Origin of the sequence: Blastococcus sp. MG754426 (genome assembly GCF_021699055.1) — a bacterium.
GTDB lineage: Bacteria > Actinomycetota > Actinomycetes > Mycobacteriales > Geodermatophilaceae > Blastococcus.
In genome coordinates, this window is the sequence record NZ_SSXC01000069.1 from 23,946 (window position 1) to 46,496 (window position 22,551).

A 22,551-nucleotide genomic window follows, 5' to 3' on the forward strand; every position below is an offset into this window, starting at 1 on the left:
GGCACCAGGATCGCAGACGGGGGCGCCCGCGACCTCTCCGGAGTCGGCGGGTCGGGACACGGCTCGCATCAGGCGCACGTCCTGGTCAACGGGCGGTGGGCACACCCGTGTTCCCGCGCACCGCGACTCCCAGGAGACGCACAGGTGCGCCCGCGCACGTGGGCGCGCACGCCGGGGCCACTACCCTCGGCCGGTGATGAGCGCCGATCAGCCGCCGCCCACGGGCGGCACCGACCCGGGCGCCGCCTACGCCGACCGCTTCGCCGCCGAGTCGCCAGAGATGGTGGCGGCGCGGCACCGCGCCCACTTCCTCCCGGGCGCCACCCCCGTGGAGCCTCCGGTGGGCGCCACCCTCGCCGTGCTGGCCGCCACGAGCAGCGCCCGCTCGGTGGTCTCGATCGGCAGCGGCGGCGGGCTGGCCGCGTTGTGGCTGCTGCGCGGGATGCGGCCCGACGGGGTGCTCACCGCGCTGGACGGCGACCCGGAGCAGCTCCGGGCCGCCCGCACCGCGCTCGCCGAGGCCAAGGTGCCGGCCAGCCGGGCGCGGCTGATCTTCGGCACCCCCGGCGAGGTCCTGCCCCGGCTCTCGCCCGGCGCCTACGACATGGTCTGCTGCGCCGGTCCGCCCCGTGAGTACTCCGACCACCTCGCCGGGCTGCTCGCCCTGGTCCGGATCGGTGGCACGGCGACCTTCCACGGGCTGCTCGAGAGCGGCCGTGTCGCCGACCGCACCGCGCGGGACCCGCAGTCGGTGGCGTGGCGCGAGATCGCCCGGACCATCCGCGACGACGAGACCCTGCTGCCCGCCGTCCTGCCGATCGGCACCGGCCTGCTGGTCGCGACCCGGCGAGGCTAACCGGCGCCGCGGAACGGCGCGGCCAGCACCGGCGACCAGGGACCGCCGAGGTAGCGCCACAGGCCGAGCCCCCGGGCACGCACCGTCCAGGGGACGAAGCCGGGGAGCAGCCGCTCGTGCAGGCCGCGGGCGACGGCGGGGTCCACCTTGTTCTGCACGGTGACGTGCGGCGCGAAGCGCTGCCGGTCCTGGCGGGTCAGCCACGGGTCCCACCCGGCGGCCAGCCCGGCGCGCACCGCCGTCAGCTCGGCGGCCCGGAGCTCGAAGGCCACCCCGCGGCCGAGCAGCCGCAGCCCGGTCACCGCCACGTCGAACGCCTCGCGGCCGGCGGCCGAGAGGAGGTCGCGCGCCACCTGCTCCTGGTGCTCCCCCGGCAGCGCGTGGAACAGCGTCACGTGGGCCTGGAGCCAGTTGCGCTCCGGCGGGAAGTGCTCGGCCCGCAGCCGGTCGAACCGGGCCTGGTCCTCCTCGTCGAGCAGGAGGGTTACCACGAGCGGCGCCGGCCCCGCGCTCACAGGTAGGCGCGGGTGCCCTTGCCCAGGACCGTGATGCCCCCGGCGCTGACGTGGTACCGCTCGCGGTCCAGGTCGTGGTCCACCCCGATCCGGGCACCGGCCGGGACGACGACGTTCTTGTCGAGGATGGCGCGGCGGACGTGCGCCCCCTCGCCGATGTACGCGCCGTCCATGACCACGCTGTCCTCGACCCGCGCGCCGCGCTCCACGCGCACCCCCGGGGAGACCACCGAGTTGTGCACCGAGCCGCCGCCGATGATGGCGCCGGCGCTCACCATCGACTCCTCGGCGCGTCCGCCGAGGACGAACTTCGCCGGCGGGCGCTGCGGCGCCAGCGTGTAGATCGGCCACCGGTCGTTGTAGAGGTTGAACACCGGCGAGACCGACACCAGGTCCATGTGCGCGTCGTAGTACGAGTCGATCGTCCCGACGTCGCGCCAGTACCCCTGGTCGCGCTCCGTGGCCCCCGGCACCACGTTGGTGGAGAAGTCGTAGACCCACGCCTCCCCGGCCTCGGAGAGCATCGGCATGATCGAGCCGCCCATGTCGTGGACCGAGTCGGGGTCCTCGGCGTCGGCGCGCAGGGCCTCCAGCAGGGCGTCGGTGGTGAAGACGTAGTTGCCCATGGAGGCGAAGCTCTCCTCGGGCGAGTCGGGCAGCCCTGGCGGGTCGGCCGGCTTCTCGAGGAAGCCCCGCACCTTCCCCTCGGCGTCGGAGTCGATGACGCCGAACTCCGTCGCCTCCCGCCGCGGCACCCGGAGGCCGGCGATCGTGACGCCCGCCCCGGTCTGCAGGTGCTGGTCGACCATCTGGGCCGGGTCCATCCGGTAGACGTGGTCGGCCCCGAAGACGACGACGACGTCCGGGCGGTCGTCGTAGATCAGGTTGAGGCTCTGGAAGATCGCGTCGGCGCTGCCGGTGTACCAGCGCGGGCCCAGCCGCTGCTGCGCCGGCACGGGGGTGACGTAGTTGCCGAGCAGGCTCGACATGCGCCAGGTCTGGGTGATGTGCCGGTCGAGGCTGTGGCTCTTGTACTGGGTGAGGACGGCGATGTGCCGGATGTCGCCGTTGACCAGGTTGGAGAGCACGAAGTCGATGAGCCGGTAGTTGCCCCCGAAGGGGACCGCCGGCTTCGCGCGGTCCTGGGTCAGCGGAGCCAGCCGCTTCCCCTCACCGCCCGCCAGGACGATGCCGAGAACCCGTGGACCGCCGCGCATGTCCGCAACGTAGCGGCTGCGCCGTCCCCCCGCCGCACGCGCCCCGCGCCCCGGTCCGAACGGGTGATGCGCCGCCCGGGCCACCGCGAGCCCGTGACCGGGTGGAACGGCCCCGTCCGGGGCCCGCCCCGAGCCGGTGACCGGTCGGAACGGCTCCGCTGCAGGGGGCCGCTGCGAGCTCGCGAGCAGCGGGGGGCAGCGGGGTCCTCTTAGGGTGTCGCCGTGCGCATCGGGATCGTCACGCGAGAATGGCCGCCGGACGTCTACGGCGGCGCGGGAGTGCACGTCGAGCACCTGGTCGCGGCCTTGCGCACGTTGCCGGGCGGGGAGGCCGTCGACGTCGACGTCCACTGCTTCGGCGGACCCCGTCCGGACGCGACCGCGCACGCCGTCCCCGCGGAGCTCGCCGGCGCCAACGGCGCGCTGCAGGCGGTCGGCGTCGACGTCGGCATCGCCGCCGCGCTGGCCGGCGTCGACCTGGTGCACAGCCACACCTGGTACGCCAACACCGCCGGTCTGCTCGCCTCGCTGGTGCACGGCGTCCCCCACGTGGTCACCGCGCACTCCCTGGAGCCGCGGCGGCCGTGGAAGGCCGACCAGCTCGGCGGCGGTTACCGGCTGTCCTCGTGGGCCGAGCGCACCGCCTACCTGGCCGCCGACGCCGTCGTCGCGGTGAGCTCGGGCATGCGGGAGGACGTGCTGGCCGTCTACCCGGAGCTGGACCCGGCGCGGGTGCACGTGGTCCGCAACGGCGTCGACGCGCAGGCCTACCGGCCGGTGCACTCACCCGACGTCGTCCGCGGGCTGGGCGTGGACCCCGACCGGCCGTACGCGCTCTTCGTCGGGCGGATCACCCGGCAGAAGGGGCTGGTGCACCTGCTGGCCGCGGCCGACCAGCTCCCCGCCGACGCCGGGCTGGTGCTGTGCGCCGGCGCCGCCGACACCCCGGCCGAGCGGCAGCAGGTCGCCGATGCGGTCGCCGACCTGCAGACCCGCCGCGACGGCGTCGTGTGGATCGAGGAGATGCTGCCGCGCGAGCAGCTGGTCCCGCTGATCACGGGCGCCACGGTGTTCGTCTGCCCCTCGGTGTACGAGCCGCTCGGCATCGTCAACCTGGAGGCCGCGGCCTGCGGCACCGCCGTCGTCGCCAGCGCGGTGGGCGGCATCCCGGAGGTCGTGGACGACGGCCGCACGGGTCTGCTGGTGCCCTACGACGAGGCCGACCCGGCCGGGTTCGCCGCCGGTCTGGCCGCCCGCACGGGTGAGCTGCTGGCCGACCCCGACCGCGCCGCCGCCATGGGCGCCGCGGGCCGGGAGCGGGTCGTCGCCGACTTCGGCTGGGAGGCGATCGCCCGGCAGACGGTGCAGGTCTACGCGGAGGTCCTCGCCGCCCGCTGAGCGGACGACCGACGGCAGTGTGATCGGCCCCTCACTTTGGGGGCACGGACTCCCCACCCCTCGGCTGTCCGCAGCCCCCCGGCGCGTCGAGACTCTCCGCATGGTCCCGCCCCCGCCGGAGGGGCACCGGACCCGCCCGCCCAGGAGCACCGCATGCCGCCCCGCACCCACTCACCGCCCGACCGCGCGACCGTGAGCCGGCGCCCGTCGGCACCGTCCGGCGCTCGCGCGTCCGGTCCTCCGGGCCTCCGGCCCGGCAACCGCCCCGCCGTCCTCGTCGCGGTCCCGTAGCGGACCACCACCCGGGCCGGGACCGACCGATCCGCGACCCGCGCAGCGCGCGGGCCCGCCCCGCCCCGGTTGGCACCCCGGCGACCGGGCAAGCAGACTGCCACCCGGCCACACCCGCTGCCGCCGCCGCGCTGGAACCACCGGCGCCCGCGGTTGCCACCTCAGAACAGGGGTGCACGTGATCCGCCTGCTGATAGCCGATGACCACACGGGGGTCCGGCTCGCGCTGGTGGACCTCTTCGGGTCCACCCCCGACATCGCGGTCGTGGCCGCCTGCTCCGACGGGGACGAGGTCCTGCCGGCCGCGCGGTCGACCCGTCCGCACGTCGCGCTGCTGGACCACGTGATGCCCCGGATGACCGGGCTGGAGGCCGCCGCGCGACTGCGCGAGGAGTGCCCCGACGTCAGGGTCGTGCTGCTGACCGGCACCGTCGGGTCGGGTCTCGTGGCGGAGGCCAGGGCGCTGGGCGCGGCGGGTTTCCTCGCCAAGGGCGAGGACTCCGACGCCCTGACCGACCACATCCGCACCGTCGCCGACGGGGGCAGCGCCTGGCCGGAGACGGCGGCCTGCGGGGGACGCCCCTTCTGACGCCGGCGGTCCGGGTTACCGCCTCCGGAGCGGGAACGCACCGCACCCCCGTGGCGACTCAGCGCGAGGGCGCGACGGTGATCAAGCCCACAGGATGAGGACCAAGGTCCCGGTACGGGTCGTTGCCGTACCACAAGGCGCTGGTCATCCGCATACTCGCCCGGCAACGGAGAGCCTCCCTCCCGGGAGGCCACGGCAACTGGGGAGTCGACCGTGCCGCTCATGACCTTGCCCGACCGTCCCGCCCGCGTCGACGCGGCACGCTTCCTCGTGGTCGACGACCACCGGACCTTCGCGGAACTCCTCGCCGGCGCCCTCCGGTCGGCCGGCATGGAGCCGGTGGGCACGGCGGGCTCCGCCGCCCAGGCCGTGGCCATGGCGCGGGACCTCCGCCCCGACATCGTGATCATGGACATCGAGATGCCGCGCCAGGACGGGCTGACCGCCACCCGGCAGATCCGGGAGGTCTCGCCCGGCACCATCGTCGCGGTGGTCACCGGGCACTGCGACCCCGCCTGGGTGGTGCGGGCCGCCCAGGCCGGCGCCTCGGCCTACATCCCGAAGAACGGCTCGCTGGAGGAGATGATCGACGTCCTCTCGCGCGTCCGGCTCGGGCAGATGATCGTCGCGCCGTCCGCCTTCACCGGCGGCGCCCAGTCGGCCCCCACCGTCCGCACCGCCGCTCCGCCCGTGCTCACCCGCCGGGAGAAGGAGGTGCTGGACTGCCTGGGCCGCGGCATGCAGGTCAAGGGCATCGCCCGGCTGCTGGGCATCACCGTCGAGACGTGCCGGGGCTACGTCAAGTCGCTGCACACCAAGCTCGGGGTCCGGTCGCAGCTGGAGGCCGTGATCAAGGCCCAGGAGCTGGGGCTGCTGTCGGCCTCCCGCGAGCGCTGAACGCGGAGGATGACCGCTGAGGGCCCGTACCACCGAGCGTGGTACCGCCGCCGGCCCGCATCGCGGATCGGACGGGAACTGACCTACTTCTCCGTCGCGGCCGCCCTGGCCCTCGTCGCCGTCTCGACCGCCACCGTGTTCATCAGCGAGCGCATCGCCCGGTCGAACGCGCTCGACGAGGTGGAGCGGACCACGGTGCGGATCGCCACCGTGGCGCTGGGACCTCTGGTGCCCGGCTACCTGAACGGGACGGTGGCCGACCGGATCGAGTTCGAGCGCGCCGTCGCCAACCGGCTCCGGGACCCCTCGATCGAGTCCATCATCGTCTGGGACGACCAGGGTCGGGTCGTCTACTCCAGCGATCGCCGGCTCATCGGCGAGCAGGAGCCGCTCGGCGCCGAGCTGCGGGCAGCGCTCGCCGGCCGTGTGTTCGCCGAGATCGACGACTCCCCGGACACCACCTACCGGGCGCCGAACGGTGACCCGGCCCTCGAGGTCTACGCCCCGCTGCCGGCCGGGGGCGAGAACCTCGTGCTCGAGATCTACTACGACTACGGCGTCATCGCCCGGCAGGCCTCCCGGCTGCGGGGGGAGATCCTGCCGATGGCGCTCGGCGGCCTGGTGCTGCTGCAGGCGGTCCAGTTCCCCATCGCCGCCTCGCTGGCCAAGCGGGTCCGGCGCAACGACGCCGAGCGCGCCGCCCTGGCCGACGCCGCCCTCGAGTCCTCCGAGCGGGAGCGCCGGGCGATCGCCGCCGACCTGCACGACGGCCCGGTGCAGGACCTGGCCGGCGTCAGCTACGCCCTGAGCGCGCTGCGCAACAGCGTCCCGGAGGAGCGGCGGGCCATGGTCGACCGGCTGGCGGGCGTGGTGCGGACCGCCGTCGCCTCGCTGCGCCGCGTCATGCTCGACGTCTACCCCCCGGACCTCTCGGCCGACGGGCTCCCTCGGGCGCTGGACGACCTCGCCCTCCCGCTCCAGGAGCAGGGCCTGGGCGTCGACGTGCAGACCGGGCCGCTGCCGCCGCTGGGCCCCCAGCAGGCCGCGGTCCTCTACCGCACCGCCAAGGAGACGCTGGCCAACGTGGTCCACCACGCCCGGGCGACCCGGGTCTGGGTGACGCTGGAAGCGGAGGGCGACGGGCCGCAGACGGCGGTCCGCCTGGAGGTGGCCGACGACGGCGCCGGCTTCGGCCCGGCCTACCGCGGCAGCCCCGAGGGGCACCTGGGGCTGAAGCTGCTGGCCGAGCGCGTCGCCGCGCTGGGCGGCCGGGTCGAGATCGGCGACCGGCCGGGCGGCGGGGCTCGCGTCGCGGTGCACCTCCCGGTCGCACCCGAGCGGTGAGCTCCGGCGCGGGAACCCCCCGGACGGGGGGTCGGGCGATGCCCCCGGGTGCGGCTGCCCGCCGGCGGGCCCCCCGGGGCACCGTGGTGCCACCGCGCCGACCGCGGCGGTGGACGGGAGCAGCCGAGATGGACGTCGCCGGATCCGGCCGTGGCTGACCGCCCGGCCGGGCGGCACGCCGCGCCGCGTGCCGCGCGCCGGGAGCGGTCGTCCCTGCTCGTGCGCCTGGGCGCCGGCTTCCTCGTCTGCCTGGTGCTCTCCGTGCTGGGCCTGTTCCCGGTGCAGCTGGTGCGCGTCTCGTCCGGCAGCATGGCGCCGTCGATCGACGCGGGCGACCTGGCGCTGGTCCTCCGGTGGCCGGTGTCGGTGGAGCGCTGGGACGTCGTCGTGGCCGATCCCCTGCAACCGGGCACCGCACCGCTGGTCAAGCGGGTGGTGGCGTTGGGCGGGGAGTCCGTCGCCGTCGAGGACGGCGTCCTGGTGGTGGACGGCACGGCCGTCTGCGAGCCGTGGAGCGACCCGGCACGCCTGGACGGCGTCTGGTTCGGGCCGGTCCGCGTCCCCGACGGGTCGGTGTTCCTGCTCGGCGACGAGCGCGAGGGCTCGGTCGACTCCCGCGTCTTCGGACCCGTCGACGAGTCACGGCTCCGCGGGGTGGTCCTGGCCACGGCCTGGCCCTCCCCCCGCACCGTGCCCGGCACGCCCTGCTGAGCCGCCGGCCAGCGCGCGGACGGCCGGCACCGCCGGCGCTGGTACCTTTCAGCCCGCCGGCCCCGCGCCGGCGGCGCAGCAGCAGCGAAGTCCGGTGCGAACCCGGCGCTGTCCCGCAACTGTGAAGGCCTCCCACGGGGGCCGAGCCAGATCGCCTGCCCTGCGCCGTGCACCCGACCCTCGCGGCAGGGGTCGCGCACCGGGCGTCCGACCAGCTCGGGCGACGACGCTCGCCGCCTCCCGTGGAGGCCCTCCTTGCCCGGCACTTCCCCCCGCGCTCCGCGGTCGACCTCGTCCGCCCCGCGGCGGCGCTCCCGCGCCCTCGTCGGTCTGCTGGCCGCTCCCCTGCTCGCCCTGACCGCCTGCGGCGGGTCGTCCGGCACGACCGCCGACGAGCCCGCACCCTCGTCGGCCGCCGGCGACTTCCCGGTCACGGTCACCGGGGACAACGGCCAGGTGACGCTCGAGGAACGTCCCGAGGACATCGTCTCCATGTCGGCCACGGCGACGGAGATGCTGTTCGCCATCGGCGCCGGGAACCAGGTCGAGGCCGCCGACGACAACTCCAACCACCCGGCGGAGGCGCCGACGACGGACCTGTCGGCGTTCACGCCCAACGCCGAGGCCATCGCCGGGTACGACCCGGACCTCGTCGTGCTCAGCAACGACACCAACGGCATCGTCGACGCGCTCGAGACCCTCGACGTGCCGGTGCTGCTGCTCGAGGCGGCCACCGACCTCGACGACACCTACGCGCAGCTGGAGCTGCTCGGCGAGGCGACCGGCCACCCGGAGGAGGCCGCCGAGGTCGTGGCCGACGTGCGCGACCGCATCCAGGCCGCCGTCGACTCCGTGCCCGCCGATGCCGCGGGGCAGCGGGTGTTCCACGAGCTCGGCCCGGAGCTGTACTCCGCGGACAGCAGCACGTTCATCGGCAGCATCTACGGCCTGTTCGGCCTGGAGAACATCGCCGACGGCGCGGCCGACGCCAGCGGCGGCTACCCGCAGCTCTCCGCCGAGTACGTCGTCGACCAGGCGCCGGACATCATCGTGCTGGCCGACACCAAGTGCTGCGCCCAGACCGCGGAGACCGTCGCGCAGCGGCCGGGCTTCGGCGAGGTACCGGCGGTCGTGCAGGGCCGGGTCGTGGAGGCCGACGACGACGTCGCCTCCCGCTGGGGCCCGCGCGTCGCGGACTTCGCCGAGACCGTCGCCGGGGCGCTCCAGGGCTGAGGACCTCCCCCGGCATGAGCACCGCAGCACCCGGCACCCGGTCCGGCCGCACCCCGGCCGGACCGGGTGCCGTGCGTTCGCGGCGCTCGGCGTTCCTCGCCGGCACCGGGACCGCGGTCGTCCTGGTGGCGGCGGTGCTGGCGGCGGTGTGGGTCGGTGCGGTGCCGCTGCCGCCGGGCGCGGTCGTCGCCACGCTGCTCGACCGCGCGGTGGCGCCGCTGGGGATCGACGTGCCCGGCGCGCTCGAGGGCACCCGCGGAGCGGTGCTGGTGGAGCTCCGCCTGCCCCGCGTGGTGCTCGCGGTCCTGGTCGGCGCCGGGCTGGCCGTCTCGGGCGCGGCCTACCAGGGGGTGTTCCGCAACCCGCTCGCCGACCCCTACCTGCTCGGTGCCGCGGCCGGGGCCGGGCTGGGCGCCACCCTGGTGATCGCCTACGCACCCGGCCAGCAGATCGGCCCGGTCGGGGTCGTCCCCCTGGCCGCCTTCGTCGGCGCGCTGGTCGGTGTCGGCTGCGCCCTGGCCCTGGGGCACGCCGCCGGCGGGTCGCAGAGCGCGTCGCTGCTGCTGGCCGGCATCGCCGTGGCCGCGTTCCTGGCGGCGGCGCAGACGCTGGTGCAGCAGCAGAACACCGACGACCTGCGGGAGATCTACGGCTGGCTGCTCGGCCACCTCGGTGGCGCCCAGTGGTCCGACGTCGGCCTGGTGCTGCCCTACCTCGGGGTGGCCGTGGGCACGCTGCTGCTCTGCGCCCGGCCGCTGGACGTGCTCGCCGTCGGTGACGACGAGGCGCGTTCGCTGGGCGTGCACCCGGGCCGGTTGCGGCTGCTGGTGGTGGTCGCCGCCTCGCTCGCGACCGCGTCCGCCGTCGCGGTCAGCGGGCTCATCGGCTTCGTCGGCCTGGTCGTGCCGCACATCGTCCGGCGGCTGGTCGGCGCCGCGAACGCCCGGGTGCTGCCGGTGTCCCTGCTCGCCGGTGGGGCGTTCCTGGTGCTCGCCGACCTGCTCGCCCGCACCGTCCTGTCCCCCGCGGAGCTGCCGCTGGGGGTGGTCACCGCGTTCGTCGGCGCCCCGTTCTTCGCGGGCCTGCTGTGGGCGGGGGCGCGGCGGCGGTGAGCGGCCGGGGCCCGGTGGACCCGCGCGGCGGCGCGCGGGTGGAGGTGGTCGGCCTGGACGCCGGCTACGGACGGCGACCGGTGCTCTCCGCCGTCCGGTTGACCGTGGAGCCCGGTGGCTGGCTGGGCGTCATCGGCCCCAACGGGTCGGGGAAGTCCACGCTGCTGCGCTCGGTGCTGGGCCTGCACCCCCACGCGGGGCAGGTGCGCATCGACGGCCTGCCGCTGGCCGGCATGCCACGCCGCGACCGCGCCCGCCTGCTGGCCTACGCCCCGCAGCTGCCGGTGCTCCCCGACGGGGTCAGCACGCGGGACTACGTCCTGCTGGGGCGCACCCCGCACCGCCCGCTGCTGGCCGCGCCCCGCCGGGTCGACCGGGAGGTTGTCGCCGACGTCATGGGCCGGCTGGAGCTCGACGGGCTGGCCGACCGGGCCGTCGTCACCCTGTCCGGCGGGGAGCAGCAGCGCGCCGTCCTCGCCCGGGCGCTGGCCCAGCAGCCGCGGGTGCTCCTGCTCGACGAGCCGACCGCCGCACTCGACCTCGGCCACGCCCAGCAGGTGCTCGACCTGCTCGACCGGCTGCGCCGGCAGGACGGGCTGACCGTGCTGAGCACGCTGCACGACCTGACCCTCGCCGGGCAGTACGCCGACCACCTCACGCTGCTCGCCGAGGGCCGGGTGGTCGCCGAGGGCAGCCCGGAGCAGGTGCTCACCGCCGCGGTGCTGGCGGAGCACTACGGCGCCCGCGCGCGGATCGTCCCCGGGCCCCACGGTCCGGCCGTCCTGCCCGTCCGCGGCGCCTGAGCGGGTCAGGCCCGCCGCTCCGGTGACGACGGGGAGGGGGCGCAGTCGTCCTGACGGCGGTAGCGCTCTGCCCCGCGGGTGCGGGCAGAGCGCGACTCGCCCGGGAGCACCACCGGTTCACGGCAGCCACGCGGCGCAGGTCAGCGCGCGGCGCGGAAGCGGACCCGGTCCCCCGGCCGCAGCTGCGCGGCCACCGGCAGGTCCGCGGTGACGACGACGGCGAGCACCGGGTAGCCCCCGGTGACCGGGTGGTCGGCCAGGAAGAGCACCGGGGCGCCGTCCGGCGGCACCTGCAGCGCACCGGGCACCAGCCCCTCGCTGGCCAGCTCGCCGTCGCGGGCCCGCCGGAGCCGGGGCCCGGCCAGCCGCAGGCCCACCCGGTCGCTGTCGGCGGCCACCTCCCAGGCCCCGGAGATCAGCGCCGGCCACGCCGCGCCGTCGAACCAGTCGCGCCGCGGGCCGGGCAGCAGCCGCAGCACCGGACGCTCCGGCGGCCCGGCCACGGGGGCGACGTCGACGACCGGCTCCTCCCCCGCCAGCCCGCCGACCGGCAACCGCCTCCCCGCGGCCAGCGCGGGCGGGCCCAGGCCGGACAGCGTGTCCGTGCTTCGCGACCCGAGCACCGGCGGGACGTCGATGCCGCCGCGCACCGCGAGGTAGCTGCGCAGCCCCACCCGCGGGGTGCCCAGCGCCAGCACGGCGCCGGGTCGCAGCGTGGTCGGCGCGGCGAACGGGGCCGGTCGGCCGTCGACGACGACGGGCACCGGCGCACCGGTCACCGCCACCAGCAGGGTGCGCTCGGCCCGCACCCGCAGCCCCCCGGCCGTCGCCTCGACCACCGCCGCCGCGGGGTCGTTGCCCACCAGCCGGTTGGCCAGCGCCGCCGCCGGCCGGTCGGCGGCGCCCGAGCGCGGCACGCCGATCGAGGCCCAGCCGGTCCTGCCGGCGTCCTGCACCGTCGCGAACGGGCCGGGTGCGAGCACGGTCAGCACTCAGCCCACCGCCCGGAACCGGACCGGCGTACCCGGCGCGAGCAACGCGGGTGGGTCCCGGTCGACGTCGAAGAGCACCGCGTCGGTGCGCCCGACGAGCTGCCACCCCCCGGGCGAGGCGCGGGGGTAGACCCCGGCGTAGGGCCCGGCCAGCCCGACCGACCCGGCCGGCACCCGGGTGCGGGGGGTGGCCCGGCGTGGCACGTGCAGGTCCGCCGGGAGCCCGGTCAGGTAGCCGAAGCCGGGGGCGAACCCGCCGAAGGCCACGGTGAGCGCGGCGCCGGTCAGCGCGGCGACGACGCCGTCGGCCGTACGCCCGGTGCGGCGGGCGACCTCGGCCAGGTCCGGCCCGTCGAACACCACCGGCAGCACCACGGGCTCCCTCGCGGAGCCATCGCCGGGGACGGCGGGGACGAGCCTCTGGAGCGCGGCCAGGTCCCGGTCGGTCACCGGCCGGTCGAGCAGCACGAGGACGGTGCGCGCCGCGGGCACCAGGTCGGCCTGCCCGGTGAGCGGGGCGGCGAGCAGCGCCGCGTGCAGCCCGGGCACGTCGGCCGGGTCGGCGGCCTCCACCAGCACCGCGCGGTCGCCGTACGCCGTCGCGCGGTGGCTGCCCTCGGTGCCCGTCACCGCCCCATGATCGGGCACCGGGCGAGCGCCCCGGTCCGCCGGACCGGGGGCGGGGTGGAATGCTGGCCCGCCGTGATCTCGCCGCCGGCCGCCCAGGACCCCCGCGACGACGCGGGGACCGCTCCCGGCGTCGCGCCCACCGTGGTGGTCGGCCTGGTCGCCGCCCCCGGCGCGGCCGCCGAGCTGGCCCGGGGCCTGGCCGGCGACCTCGCCGCGGAGCTGGCGGCCCGGCACCCCGAGGTCACCTGGCAGGTGCCGGTGGTCGAGGACGGGCTGGTGCAGCCCCCGGCCGACGACGCCGAGCTCGTCGCCGCCACCCGCGAGCGGCTGCTGTCGGCCGACTGGGACCTCGCGGTCTGCCTCACCGACGTCCCGCTCGAGGTGTCCCGGCGCCCGGTCGTCGCCCACGCGAGCCCGGTGCACGGCGTCGGGGTGCTCTCGCTGCCCGCGCTCGGGGCCGTGGGGCGACGGCGCCGGGCGGTGGGGACGGCGGCCGGCCTGGTGCAGGCCCTGGTGAGCGACGGCGACGACGACCCCGCGGACCCCGGCGACCGGGCGGTGCTCGGCCTCCGGCTGCGCCAGCTGGCCACCGACCCGGCCGACGCCGCCGAGGGCGTCCGGTTCACCGCCCGCGTCCTCTCGGGCAACCTGCGCCTGCTCAGCGGCATGGTGCGGGCCAATCGGCCCTGGCGGCTGGCGATCCGGCTGTCCCGCGCGCTGACCGCGGCGATCGCCGCCGGGGTGTTCGCGCTCGTGACCCCGGACATCTGGCGGCTGGCCGACGCCTACGGGGCGTGGCGGCTGGCGCTGGTCGGCGTGGGCTCGGTCGTGGCCATCGCGGGCACCCTCGTCGTGGGCGCCGAGCTGTGGGAGCGGCCGCGGAGCCGGCGGGTGCGCAAGCAGGTCGCGCTGTTCAACGCCGCCACCGTCGCCACCGTGGCCATCGGGGTGCTGTCGCTGTACCTCGCGCTGTTCGTGCTCGCCCTGCTCGGCGGGCTGCTGCTGGTCGTCGAGCCGCTCTTCGCCGAGGGGCTGGGGCACCCGGCGGCCCTCTCGGACTACCTGGAGCTGGCCTGGCTCACCTGCTCGCTGGCGACCGTCGGCGGTGCGCTGGGGGCCGGGCTGGAGTCCGACGAGGCGGTGCGGGAAGCGGCCTACACCTACCGGCCGGGGACGGCGGAGGACACGTCGCGGGATGTGGATCCCGGGGTGCGGGCGGACAATCGGGCGTGACCATCGGCAGGCGGTTCGAGGCGGCGCTCGCGCGGCACTCCGACCCCGCGCTGGCCGGGCCGGAGGCGCTCCCGGTGCGGCTGAGCCGGGCCGCCGCCGACCTGCTCGGGGTCGACGGCGCCGGCCTGACCCTCGTCGACGGCACCGGCCGGCGGATCCCCCTGGGGGCCAGCAGCCCGGAGGCAGCCGGGGCCGAGCGCATGCAGTTCACCGCGGGCGAGGGACCGTGCGCGGCCGCGGAGACCACGGGCCAGCCGGTGTTCGCCGTCGAGGAGGACCTGCGGCGCCGCTGGCCGCTCTTCGCCGACCTGCTGCTGGGCGGCACGGGTTTCCGCGCCGTCGTCGCCCTCCCCCTCCGCCCGGGCCCCGCCGGGCCGGGGGCGCTCGACCTGTTCTTCACCCGGCCGGCCGACGTCGCGGCGCTCGACGTCTTCGAGGCGGTCGCGGTGGGTGAGCTGGTCACCTCGGCGCTCAGCGACGCGACGGTGTGGTCGACCTGGACGCCCGCCGAGGGGCCGGGGTGGCTGCAGGGCCCGGGGCCGCGGCGGCGGGCGGCGGTGTGGGAGGCGGTGGGCAAGCTGAGCGTCGCCCTCGACGTCGACCCGGTGGAGGCGCTGGGCCTGCTCCGCGTCGACGCCTACGCGGCGGGGCGTTCCGTCGACGAGGTCGCCGCCGACCTGCTCGACGGCCACCGGTCGCTGGAGGACCTGCGCCCGCGCGGCTGACCGGTCACCCGGTGAACGGCCCGACCCGCAGCCCGGCGACCTCCAGCGCGGCCCGCACCGTCCGCGCCAGCCGCACCGCGCCGGGGGTGTCCCCGTGCACGCACACGGAGGCCACCTCGACCCGCACCACGCTGCCGTCCACGGCGACCACGGCACCGTCGGCGGCCATCCGCACCGCCCGCTCGGCCACGACGGCCGGGTCGTGCACCAGCGCCCCCGCTGCTCCCCGCGGCACCAGCGTGCCGTCGGGGGCGTACCCGCGGTCGGCGAAGCCCTCCGCCACGGTCGGCAGCCCCGCGTCCTCGGCGGTGCTCAGCAGCAGCGAGCCCGGCAGGCCGAGGAGGGGCAGCCCCGCGTCGTAGGCGGCGACCGCCTCGACGACGGCGCGCGCCTGCGCCGCGTGGTGCACCACGGCGTTGTAGAGGGCGCCGTGCGGCTTGACGTAGGAGACCCGGCCGCCGGCCGCCCGGGCCACGCCGTCCAGAGCGGCGAGCTGGTAGAGGACGTCGGCGGCCAGCTCGTCCGGGGCCACGTCGACGAACCGCCGGCCGAAGCCGGCGAGGTCCCGGTAGGACACCTGGGCGCCGATCGCCACCCCGGCGGTGACGGCCGCGGCGCACACGCGGCGCATGGTCAGCGGGTCTCCCGCGTGGAAGCCGCAGGCCACGTTGGCGCTGCTCACCACCTCCAGCAGCGCGTCGTCGTCACCCAGGCGCCAGACGCCGAACCCCTCGCCCAGGTCGGCGTTCAGGTCGATGCGGGGGGCGCCGGGTGCGGTCACGCGCGCAGTCTCGCACCGGAATGGCGGGCACCCGGCGGGCGCTGCACCCGGCATGGGAGCCGCCGAGCCGCTCACGCTCTTCGACGTCGAGCCGCCGCCGGCGCCGATGCCGGCCAACCACCTGCTCCAGGTCCGCCGGATCTACGCGGAGCCGGCCGCCCTGGACTCCCCGCGCGGGCGGCAGGTGCTGGGTCGCTTCCCCGGGGTCGAGGTGGTCGAGGTGCCCTCGCACTGGCGGATCCCCGAGCTGCACGGCAACGCCGGCAACGTCGAGCGCTGGGTCCGGGTGAAGACCGAGACGCTGGTGCTGGGCGTCCGGAAGGGTCTGGTCACCCGGCCGAACGGCCGCTCGGCGGACTTCATCGCCCCCGGCCTCGCCAACGGCTGCGCGATGGCCTGCGCCTACTGCTACGTGCCGCGGCGCAAGGGCTTCGCCAACCCCATCACGGTGTTCACCAACATCGACCAGATCACCGGGCACCTGCGCCGGCACGTGGCCCGGCAGGGGCCCAGGACCGTGCCCGACCAGTGCGACCCGGCGGCCTGGGTGTACGACATCGGCGAGAACAGCGACTGCTCGGTCGACGCGCTGGTCAGCGACAACGTCGCCGACCTGGTGGCGACCTTCCGCGACCTGCCGACGGCGAAGGCGTCGTTCGCCACCAAGTACGTCAACCGGCAGCTGCTCGACCTCGACCCGCGCGGGCGGACCCGGGTCCGCTTCTCCGTCATGCCCGACGAGGACGCGCGGGTGCTCGACGTGCGCACCAGCCGGGTCGCCGAGCGCATCGCCGCGGTCGACGACTTCGTCGCGGCCGGCTACGAGGTGCACCTGAACCTCTCCCCCGTCGTCCTGCGCGAGGGCTGGGAGCAGGCCTGGGCCGAGCTGCTGGCGCGCCTGGACGACGAGCTCGGCGCCGCGGCGAAGGCCCAGGCCGCCGCCGAGGTCATCATGCTCACCCACAACGAGGCGCTGCACGAGGTCAACCTCGGCTGGCACCCCACCGCGGAGCAGCTGCTGTGGCGGCCCGACCTGCAGGAACCCAAGCGCAGCCAGAACGGCCAGGACAACGTGCGCTACCGGGCCGGGGTCAAGCGGGCGGCCGTCGCACGGCTGCGCGAGCTGGTCGCCCGGGAGGCGCCGTGGCTGCGCATCCGGTACGCCTTCTGACGGCGACATGTCGCGGTGTCGACCTGGCCACATGTCGACGTTCCGTGGCGGCACGCTCACCGGGGGTGTGAGAGGCTGCTGGTCGCGACGGGGAAGCAGCGTCCCGTCGCGCATCGCGTGCTCGAGGGGGAAGGGTGCCCGAGGCCACCTCTGGCGTGCCGGCGGCGACGCTGCTGGCCGCCCTGCCCGACACGGTCGTCGTCGCCGACAGCCGAGGTCGGGTGACCTACGTCAACCCGGCGGTGTCCGCGCTCCTGGGCTACGCGCCGGCCGACCTGCTCGGTCGCGACCTGACCGAGATCATGCCCACCCGGTTCCGCTCCGGGCACAGCGGCCACATCAACCGGTTCCTCACGACCGGCCGCGGTGAGCTGGTCGGCAACACCACGCAGCTGCCGGCCCTGCACGTCGACGGCCACGAGGTCTCCATCGACGTGACGCTGGCCCGCGTGGAGCCCTACCCGGGCGCCGGCGCCGAGGAGGCGTCGATCGTGGGGGTGCTGCGCGACGCCAGCACCACGATCCTGCTGGAGCGGCAGCTGCAGGTCAGCCGCTACCTGGCGGCGACCCTGCGGGTCACGGCCGCCCTCACCGAGGCCGCCGACGCCGACGTCGCGTTCCACCAGCTGCTCCCGACGCTCTGCACCGAGCTGGACTGGGACGCCGCGCTGCTGTGGCAGGCCGATCCCGACCACGGCCGGCTGGTGCACGCCGGGACGTGGGCCGCGCCCGGTGCCGATGTCCCGGCGCTGGCCGCCGACGCCCCCCGCCGGGTGTTCCGCCGCGGGGAGGGCCTCCCGGGGCGCGCCTGGTCGCACCGGGTCCCGGTGGTGGTCGAGGACCTCACCGCGGACCCCCGGGTGGTCCGCCGCGACGAGGTGCGCGCCGACGGGCTCAGCACCGGCGTCGCCTTCCCCGTGCTCAGCGGGGACACGCTGCTCGCGGTCTGCGAGCTGTTCTCCACGCAGTCGCGTCCCGTGCCGCCGGAACTGCTGGAGGTGCTCGGGCACGCCGGCCGGCAGATCGGCCAGTTCCTCGCCCGGCTGCGCGCCGAGTCGGTGGTGCGCGAGCTCGCGGACACCCTGCAGCGCAGCCTGCTGCCCTCCCACCTGCCGTCGATCCCCGGGGTCGAGCTGGCGGCGACCTACCGGGCCGGCGGCGAGGCCGCCCTCGTCGGGGGCGACACCTACGACGTCACGCCGCTGCCCGACGGCCGCTGGATGGTGCTCATCGCCGACGTCTGCGGCACCGGCGCGGAGGCGGCCGCCGTCACCGCCGTCACCCGGCACACGGCCCGCGCGGCCGCGGCGTCCGGCAGCGCCGCGGCGATCCTGGGCGCGGTGAACGCCGCCCTCCTGCACGAGCAGGGCAGCGCCCCGCTCCGGTTCGTCACCGCCTGCTGCCTCGTCCTCGAACCCGCCGGGAGCGGGCAGCGCGCCTCGATCAGCGTGGCCGGCCACCCGTTGCCCCTGCTGCGCCACCCCGACGGCACCACCGCCGCCGTCGGCACCGCCGGGCGCCCCCTGGGCATCGACGCCGGGGTCACCTTCGCCGAGGAGGTGGTCGACCTGCCGCCGGGCGCGACGCTGGTGCTCTACACCGACGGGGTCACCGAGGCACGCGACGACCGCGGTGTCCAGTACGGCGAGGAGGCCCTGCTCCGGGTCGTCGGGGGCGTGGTCACCGGCGCGGCGCGGGAGACGATCGACGCGGTCTCGGGCGCGGTCGAGCGGCAGCTCGCCGGCTCCCGGCACGAGCACGACGACCTCGCCGTCCTGGCGCTCTCCGTCCCGCGCTGACCGCGGCCCGCCGGCCGCCCCTGGCTACGGTGGGCCGGTGGCACGGGTGGTGGTCGTGGGCGCCGGTCTCGGCGGGCTGGCGGCCGCGGCCCGGCTGGCGGCCCTGGGCCACGCCGTCACCCTCGTGGAGCAGGCGGACGGCGTCGGCGGGAAGCTCGGCTGGTTCACCCGCGACGGGCACTCCTTCGACACCGGGCCGAGCCTGGTCACCCTGCCGCAGGTGTACCGGGACCTGTTCGCCGCGACCGGTGGCCGGCTCGAGGACGCCGTCGAGCTGGTCCGGCTGGATCCCGCGGTCGGCTACCGGTTCGGCGACGGCACCCGGCTGACCCTGCCGGGCCACGCGGACGCCGTGCCGGCCGCGCTCGACGACGCCCTGGGCGTCGGCACCGGGGCGCAGTGGGCCGCGCTCATGGAGCGGGCGGCCGCGATGTGGCGGATCAGCGAGGAGCCGTTCCTGCGCACCCCGCTGGCCGGGGCGACGACGCTGGCGCGGCTGGCCCGGCGCCCGGCCGACGTCGCCGCGATCGCGCCCTGGCGGTCGCTCCGCGGGCTGGGCCGCGACCACCTGCGGCACCCCCACCTGCGCACCCTGCTGGACCGCTACGCCACCTACTCCGGCTCCGACCCGCGGCGTGCGCCGGCCGTGCTGGCGACCGTGCCGTACGCCGAGCAGGCGTTCGGCTCCTGGTACGTGACCGGTGGGCTGCACCGGCTCGGGCATGCGGTGCTGGACCGGGCGGTCGCGCACGGCGCGGTGCTGCGCACCGGGTGCGCCGTCCGCCGGGTGCTCGTGTCCGGTGGCCGGGTGTCCGGCGTGGAACTGGCCGACGGCGAGCGGCTGGCGGCCGACGTCGTCGTCTCCGGGGTCGACGCCGCGGCCCTGCACGGGGGGCTGCTCCCGCCGGACCCGCGCACGCGGAGCGTCCGGCGGGACCTGGCCCGGGCCACGCCGTCGCTCTCGGGGTTCGTGCTCCTGCTCGCGCTGCGCGGCCGGACCCCGGTGCTGGAGCACCACACCGTGCTGTTCCCGAGGGACTACGACGCGGAGTTCGACGCCGTCTTCGGCACCGGCCGCCACGCGGGCCGGCCTTCCCCCGTCGCCGACCCCACCGTCTACGTGAGCGCGCCGCACGACCCCGCGCTCGTGCCCGACGGCGACAGCGAGTCGTGGTTCGTGCTGGTGAACGCGCCCCGCCACGACCCGGTGCACGGCGTCGACTGGGACGCCCCCGGGCTGGCCGAGGGGTACGCCGACCGGGTGCTCGACGTCCTGGCCCGGCGCGGCCTCGACGTCCGGGACCGGCTGCGCTGGCGCGTGGTGCGCACGCCGGCCGACCTCGCGCGCGGCACCGGCAGCGTCGGCGGGTCGATCTACGGCACCTCCAGCAACGGCTCGCGCGCGGCGTTCCTGCGCCCGGGCAACGCCTCCCGCGTCCCCGGGCTGTTCCTGGTCGGCGGCTCGGCGCACCCCGGCGGCGGGCTGCCGCTGGTGGGCCTCTCCGCCGAGATCGTCGCCGGCCTCGTCGGCCCCGCCTGAGCGGGCCGGCGGCCGGGGCGATCAGGACGGGCGGACCGCCGCCACGGCGACGAGCGGCGCCCCCGGGGCGATGCGCCGCGGCTCCCGGGGCCGCAGGCCGGCGTCGCGCAGCGCGGTGGTGAGCTCGTCGACCGACGGCAGGGACATGGCCCCCTCCTGCGCCCGCAGGAGCAGGTCGAAGTGGCGGCTGAACAGCTGCGGCGTCGCCACCGTGGTCACCACCAGCAGCGTGCCCCCCGGTGCGAGCCGGGCGGCCACGTCGGCGAAGAGGGCGGCCCGCTCCTCCACCGGGAGGTAGTAGACGACGTTCGCCGCCAGCGCCAGGTCGAACGGGCGGTCCCGGGGCAGCCGCCGGACGTCGTCCTGCACGACCGTGGCCCGTCCCGCCAGGCCGCGCTGCTCGAGGGTCCGCCGGGCGAGCGCGGCGGCGTCGGCGTCGACGTCCACCCCGACGCCCTCCGCCCCCGGCGCCGCGGCGAGCACCGTGGCCAGCTGCAGCCCCGCCCCGCAGCCGACGTCGAGCACCCGCCGCGGGGGCGCCGCCGCCACCACCTCCCGCAGGACGTCGTCGACGAACGGCTCGAACGCCGCCGAGACGCGGGCGACGACCGCCCCCTGCTCGGCGACGTCCCGCCGCCGGGGGCCGCCGGCCAGCAGGTCCCCGAGGTCGCGGTAGAGCCCGGTGTGGAACCCGGCGAACGCCTCGTACGTGGCGCGGACCAGGTCGTCGCCGACCACGGCCCGGCCGGCGGCCGCCAGCTCCCAGCGGGCGGCGTCGCCCCGGACCAGCCGGCCCGCGGCCAGCACCGCCAGGAAGGCGCCCAGGAGCTCCTCCTCGGCCACGCCCAGCCGGCGGGCGAGCTCCGGTGTGCTGCCCGCACCGTCCGCCACCGCGTCGAGCACCCCGGTGGCCAGACCGGCCGCCGCCACGTGCAGCCGGACGCCCGCCTGCCCGTCCCGCGCCGCGCGCAGCCGGGCGCGGGCGTTCCCCGTCCGGAGGACGGTGACCAGGGTCCGTGCGCCGAACAACCGAGGCATCTGCGCTCCCACCGGTGGGCCGGGCACCACTCTGGCGCGCCGGTGCCGTCGGCGCCAGCACCTCCCCCGCGCAGGTCAGCCGCGGGCGGCCCCGTAGCCGAGCAGCGCGGCCAGCCCGAGGGCGCTGCGCGGCTGGTAGGCCGCGCGCCACAGCCCGCCGTGCGCCGCCTCGTGGGCCTCGTCCTGCCACGGGTGCTCGTGGACCGGGCCGCCCCCGGTGTGCAGGTCGTGCACCAGCAGCGCGGCCATGAGGACGTTCGAGGTGGCCGGCTCGAAGATCTCGACGCCGAACCGGTGCGCCCCGGCGTAGGCCGCGGCCAGCGCCCGGTTCTTCACCACCGACCGGGTGCGCGTCGGCGGCGCGACGTTCATCGACACCGTGCTCCCCGCCGCGCGCGCGACCGTGGCCCGCCACCGCTGCAGGCGCTTGGCGAGCGCGTAGTTGGGCCCCTGCTGGGCCACCAGGCTGTCGGCGATCCCCGGATCCGTGCCGGGCACGTAGGCGCGCTGCAGCAACCGGCCGCCCGACACCGTCCGCAGGGGGCGCCCCAGCAGCTTCGCCGTGCGGGTGCGCCGGGCGTAGGCCTCGACCGACTGCGCCACCGCGTCGGCGGGGACGGCGAAGACGTCGGTCGGCGTGGCGAGGAAGGCCAGAGCGAGCTCCGGCCGCTCCCCCGCCAGGCGCACGGTCAACGCGTCCACCGCCGTGGAGACCCGCACGTTCGTGGCGCCGTCGGCGTAGACGTAGTTGCCGAGCACGAGCTCCCCGGGCAGCCCGGCCGCCCAGTCGGCGACCGCGGGCACCTCGGCGATCAGGTCCGCCCCGGCCCGCGCCGGGTCCGGCTCGGCGCCGGGCACCGCCGTCGGCAGCAGCAGGGTGCCGGCGCCGCCGCGCGCGAGGTCGAGCACGCGCTCCCAGAGCGGGGCACGGGGCAGGTCGACGCCGGCGACGCGCGCCCCCCAGCGCAGCAGCGCGGTGAGCGGCCCCATCTCCGCGCCCGCGCCCAGGACGACGACGGTGCGGCCGGGTAGCGAGAGCCACTCCGGGTGCGCGGCGACGGTCCGCACCGCCTCCGCGCACGAGGGCTCCACCACCCCGGAGGCCACCCAGTCGTCGAGGCGCCGCAGCAGCGCGTCCCCCCGCAGGCGCCCGCCGTGGAACGGCAGCGACAGCTCCCGCTCGGGCTCGGCGGTGCCGGTGACCTCGGCGGTGCCCAGCGCGCGGCCGGCGGGCGCCGTCGCCAGCGCGGCGAGGCCGGTCTCCCCCTCGGGGCCGGCCACCCGCATGCGCGCGTGCAGGGAGGCCAGCCCGGCGTCCGCGATGGACCGCGCCGCGTCGGGCGAGGGCAGGCCGGCCTCCACCAGCCGGCGGAAGTGCGTCAGGTACCCCGCCCGCCAGTTGGTCTCCCGCTCGGCGGCCAGCGCGCCCGCGGCGTCGGCGGGGCGCAGCGCGTCCGCGACGACGGCCCGGCCCAGGGCTGCCGTGCTCCGCCGGCCGTCGGTCCCCGCGGGGAACACGACCCCCAGGTCCTCGCTCATGCAGCCTCCTCCACCCGCCCAGCTTCTCGCGGCACCCCGCGGGGCAGCACCTCGGGGACCCGATCGGGGCGTCGGGAGCACGACTGGGTTGAGCACGTCCGGTTCTGGCTATGGCAGTCGCAGCCACCGCCCTCCCC

21 protein-coding genes and 1 riboswitch are annotated in these 22,551 nt (G+C 77.1%); of the genes, 14 read left to right on the forward strand and 7 right to left on the reverse strand.

The genetic code is table 11. The features are described 5' to 3' along the window. Positions 1-196 precede the first annotated feature (196 nt). Positions 197-856 carry an O-methyltransferase gene (locus E9549_RS18115; protein ID WP_236827992.1) on the forward strand — a complete coding sequence of 220 codons (660 nt, stop codon included), beginning with the start codon at positions 197-199 and terminating at the stop codon, positions 854-856. Here the strand turns inward: E9549_RS18115 and E9549_RS18120 are convergent. Further along, positions 853-1,347: a 2'-5' RNA ligase family protein gene (locus E9549_RS18120; protein WP_236827993.1), complete on the reverse strand. Its 495-nt coding sequence runs from the start codon at positions 1,345-1,347 to the stop codon at positions 853-855. The genes E9549_RS18115 and E9549_RS18120 overlap by 4 nt on opposite strands. A gap of 20 nt (positions 1,348-1,367) precedes the next feature. Beyond that, entirely contained in the window at positions 1,368-2,588 is a 1,221-nt protein-coding gene (gene glgC / locus E9549_RS18125) for a glucose-1-phosphate adenylyltransferase (RefSeq protein WP_236827994.1), read from the reverse strand. A gap of 222 nt (positions 2,589-2,810) precedes the next feature. On the opposite strand from glgC, the gene glgA reads away from it, so the two are divergent. From glgA to E9549_RS18165, 8 genes are all read left to right on the forward strand, one after another. Further along, positions 2,811-3,986 carry a glycogen synthase gene (gene glgA, locus E9549_RS18130; RefSeq protein WP_236827995.1) on the forward strand — a complete coding sequence of 392 codons (1,176 nt, stop codon included), beginning with the start codon at positions 2,811-2,813 and terminating at the stop codon, positions 3,984-3,986. Between the two features lie 469 nt (positions 3,987-4,455). Continuing rightward, complete coding sequence (locus E9549_RS18135; protein WP_236827996.1) at positions 4,456-4,866, forward strand: response regulator transcription factor; 411 nt, start codon at positions 4,456-4,458, stop codon at positions 4,864-4,866. Positions 4,867-5,088: 222 nt separating this feature from the next. Then, on the forward strand, positions 5,089-5,763 hold the full coding sequence (locus E9549_RS18140) for a response regulator transcription factor (RefSeq protein WP_236827997.1): 675 nt from the start codon (positions 5,089-5,091) through the stop codon (positions 5,761-5,763). A 9-nt stretch (positions 5,764-5,772) separates the two neighbouring features. Further along, on the forward strand, positions 5,773-7,107 hold the full coding sequence (locus tag E9549_RS18145; RefSeq protein ID WP_236827998.1) for a sensor histidine kinase: 1,335 nt from the start codon (positions 5,773-5,775) through the stop codon (positions 7,105-7,107). Between the two features lie 150 nt (positions 7,108-7,257). After that, the gene (lepB, locus tag E9549_RS18150) at positions 7,258-7,818 is read left to right on the forward strand and encodes a signal peptidase I (protein WP_236827999.1); all 561 of its coding nucleotides are present in this window, start codon (positions 7,258-7,260) and stop codon (positions 7,816-7,818) included. A gap of 89 nt (positions 7,819-7,907) precedes the next feature. After that, positions 7,908-7,969, forward strand: a riboswitch (cobalamin riboswitch). A 104-nt stretch (positions 7,970-8,073) separates the two neighbouring features. Next, a complete protein-coding gene (locus tag E9549_RS18155; protein ID WP_236828000.1) occupies positions 8,074-9,051 on the forward strand; it encodes an ABC transporter substrate-binding protein in 978 nt (325 codons plus the stop codon). Between the two features lie 14 nt (positions 9,052-9,065). Continuing rightward, positions 9,066-10,163 (forward strand): iron ABC transporter permease, encoded by a 1,098-nt coding sequence (locus E9549_RS18160; protein ID WP_236828001.1) that lies wholly within the window; start codon positions 9,066-9,068, stop codon positions 10,161-10,163. Continuing rightward, positions 10,160-10,966 (forward strand): ABC transporter ATP-binding protein, encoded by an 807-nt coding sequence (locus E9549_RS18165; protein ID WP_236828002.1) that lies wholly within the window; start codon positions 10,160-10,162, stop codon positions 10,964-10,966. The genes E9549_RS18160 and E9549_RS18165 overlap by 4 nt, the downstream gene beginning before the upstream one ends. 140 nt (positions 10,967-11,106) lie before the next feature. Here the strand turns inward: E9549_RS18165 and E9549_RS18170 are convergent, their stop codons facing one another. Continuing rightward, positions 11,107-11,958: a biotin-dependent carboxyltransferase family protein gene (locus E9549_RS18170; protein WP_236828003.1), complete on the reverse strand. Its 852-nt coding sequence runs from the start codon at positions 11,956-11,958 to the stop codon at positions 11,107-11,109. Beyond that, on the reverse strand, positions 11,959-12,588 hold the full coding sequence (locus E9549_RS18175) for an allophanate hydrolase subunit 1 (protein WP_236828004.1): 630 nt from the start codon (positions 12,586-12,588) through the stop codon (positions 11,959-11,961). It lies immediately after the preceding gene. Between the two features lie 72 nt (positions 12,589-12,660). Here E9549_RS18175 and E9549_RS18180 point away from each other — a divergent pair, with 72 nt between their 5' ends. Continuing rightward, entirely contained in the window at positions 12,661-13,821 is a 1,161-nt protein-coding gene (locus E9549_RS18180) for a hypothetical protein (protein ID WP_236828005.1), read from the forward strand. After that, positions 13,818-14,546 (forward strand): GAF domain-containing protein, encoded by a 729-nt coding sequence (locus E9549_RS18185; protein ID WP_236828006.1) that lies wholly within the window; start codon positions 13,818-13,820, stop codon positions 14,544-14,546. The genes E9549_RS18180 and E9549_RS18185 overlap by 4 nt, the downstream gene beginning before the upstream one ends. A 4-nt stretch (positions 14,547-14,550) precedes the next feature. On the opposite strand, the gene E9549_RS18190 is transcribed toward E9549_RS18185, so the two are convergent. Then, the gene (locus tag E9549_RS18190; protein ID WP_236828007.1) at positions 14,551-15,327 is read right to left on the reverse strand and encodes a LamB/YcsF family protein; all 777 of its coding nucleotides are present in this window, start codon (positions 15,325-15,327) and stop codon (positions 14,551-14,553) included. Between the two features lie 52 nt (positions 15,328-15,379). Between E9549_RS18190 and E9549_RS18195 the strand changes: the two genes are divergently transcribed. From E9549_RS18195 to E9549_RS18205, 3 genes are all read left to right on the forward strand, one after another. Next, positions 15,380-16,498, forward strand: coding sequence for a spore photoproduct lyase family protein (locus E9549_RS18195; RefSeq protein ID WP_236828008.1), 1,119 nt, complete (start codon positions 15,380-15,382; stop codon positions 16,496-16,498). Positions 16,499-16,632: 134 nt separating this feature from the next. Next, the gene (locus tag E9549_RS18200; protein ID WP_236828009.1) at positions 16,633-18,297 is read left to right on the forward strand and encodes a SpoIIE family protein phosphatase; all 1,665 of its coding nucleotides are present in this window, start codon (positions 16,633-16,635) and stop codon (positions 18,295-18,297) included. A 37-nt stretch (positions 18,298-18,334) separates the two neighbouring features. Beyond that, positions 18,335-19,837 carry an NAD(P)/FAD-dependent oxidoreductase gene (locus E9549_RS18205; protein ID WP_236828010.1) on the forward strand — a complete coding sequence of 501 codons (1,503 nt, stop codon included), beginning with the start codon at positions 18,335-18,337 and terminating at the stop codon, positions 19,835-19,837. Positions 19,838-19,858: 21 nt separating this feature from the next. Here E9549_RS18205 and E9549_RS18210 read toward each other — a convergent pair whose 3' ends face one another. Next, complete coding sequence (locus tag E9549_RS18210) at positions 19,859-20,875, reverse strand: cyclopropane-fatty-acyl-phospholipid synthase family protein (RefSeq protein ID WP_236828011.1); 1,017 nt, start codon at positions 20,873-20,875, stop codon at positions 19,859-19,861. Between the two features lie 75 nt (positions 20,876-20,950). Next, entirely contained in the window at positions 20,951-22,414 is a 1,464-nt protein-coding gene (locus tag E9549_RS18215) for a hypothetical protein (protein WP_236828012.1), read from the reverse strand. Positions 22,415-22,551: the final 137 nt, after the last annotated feature.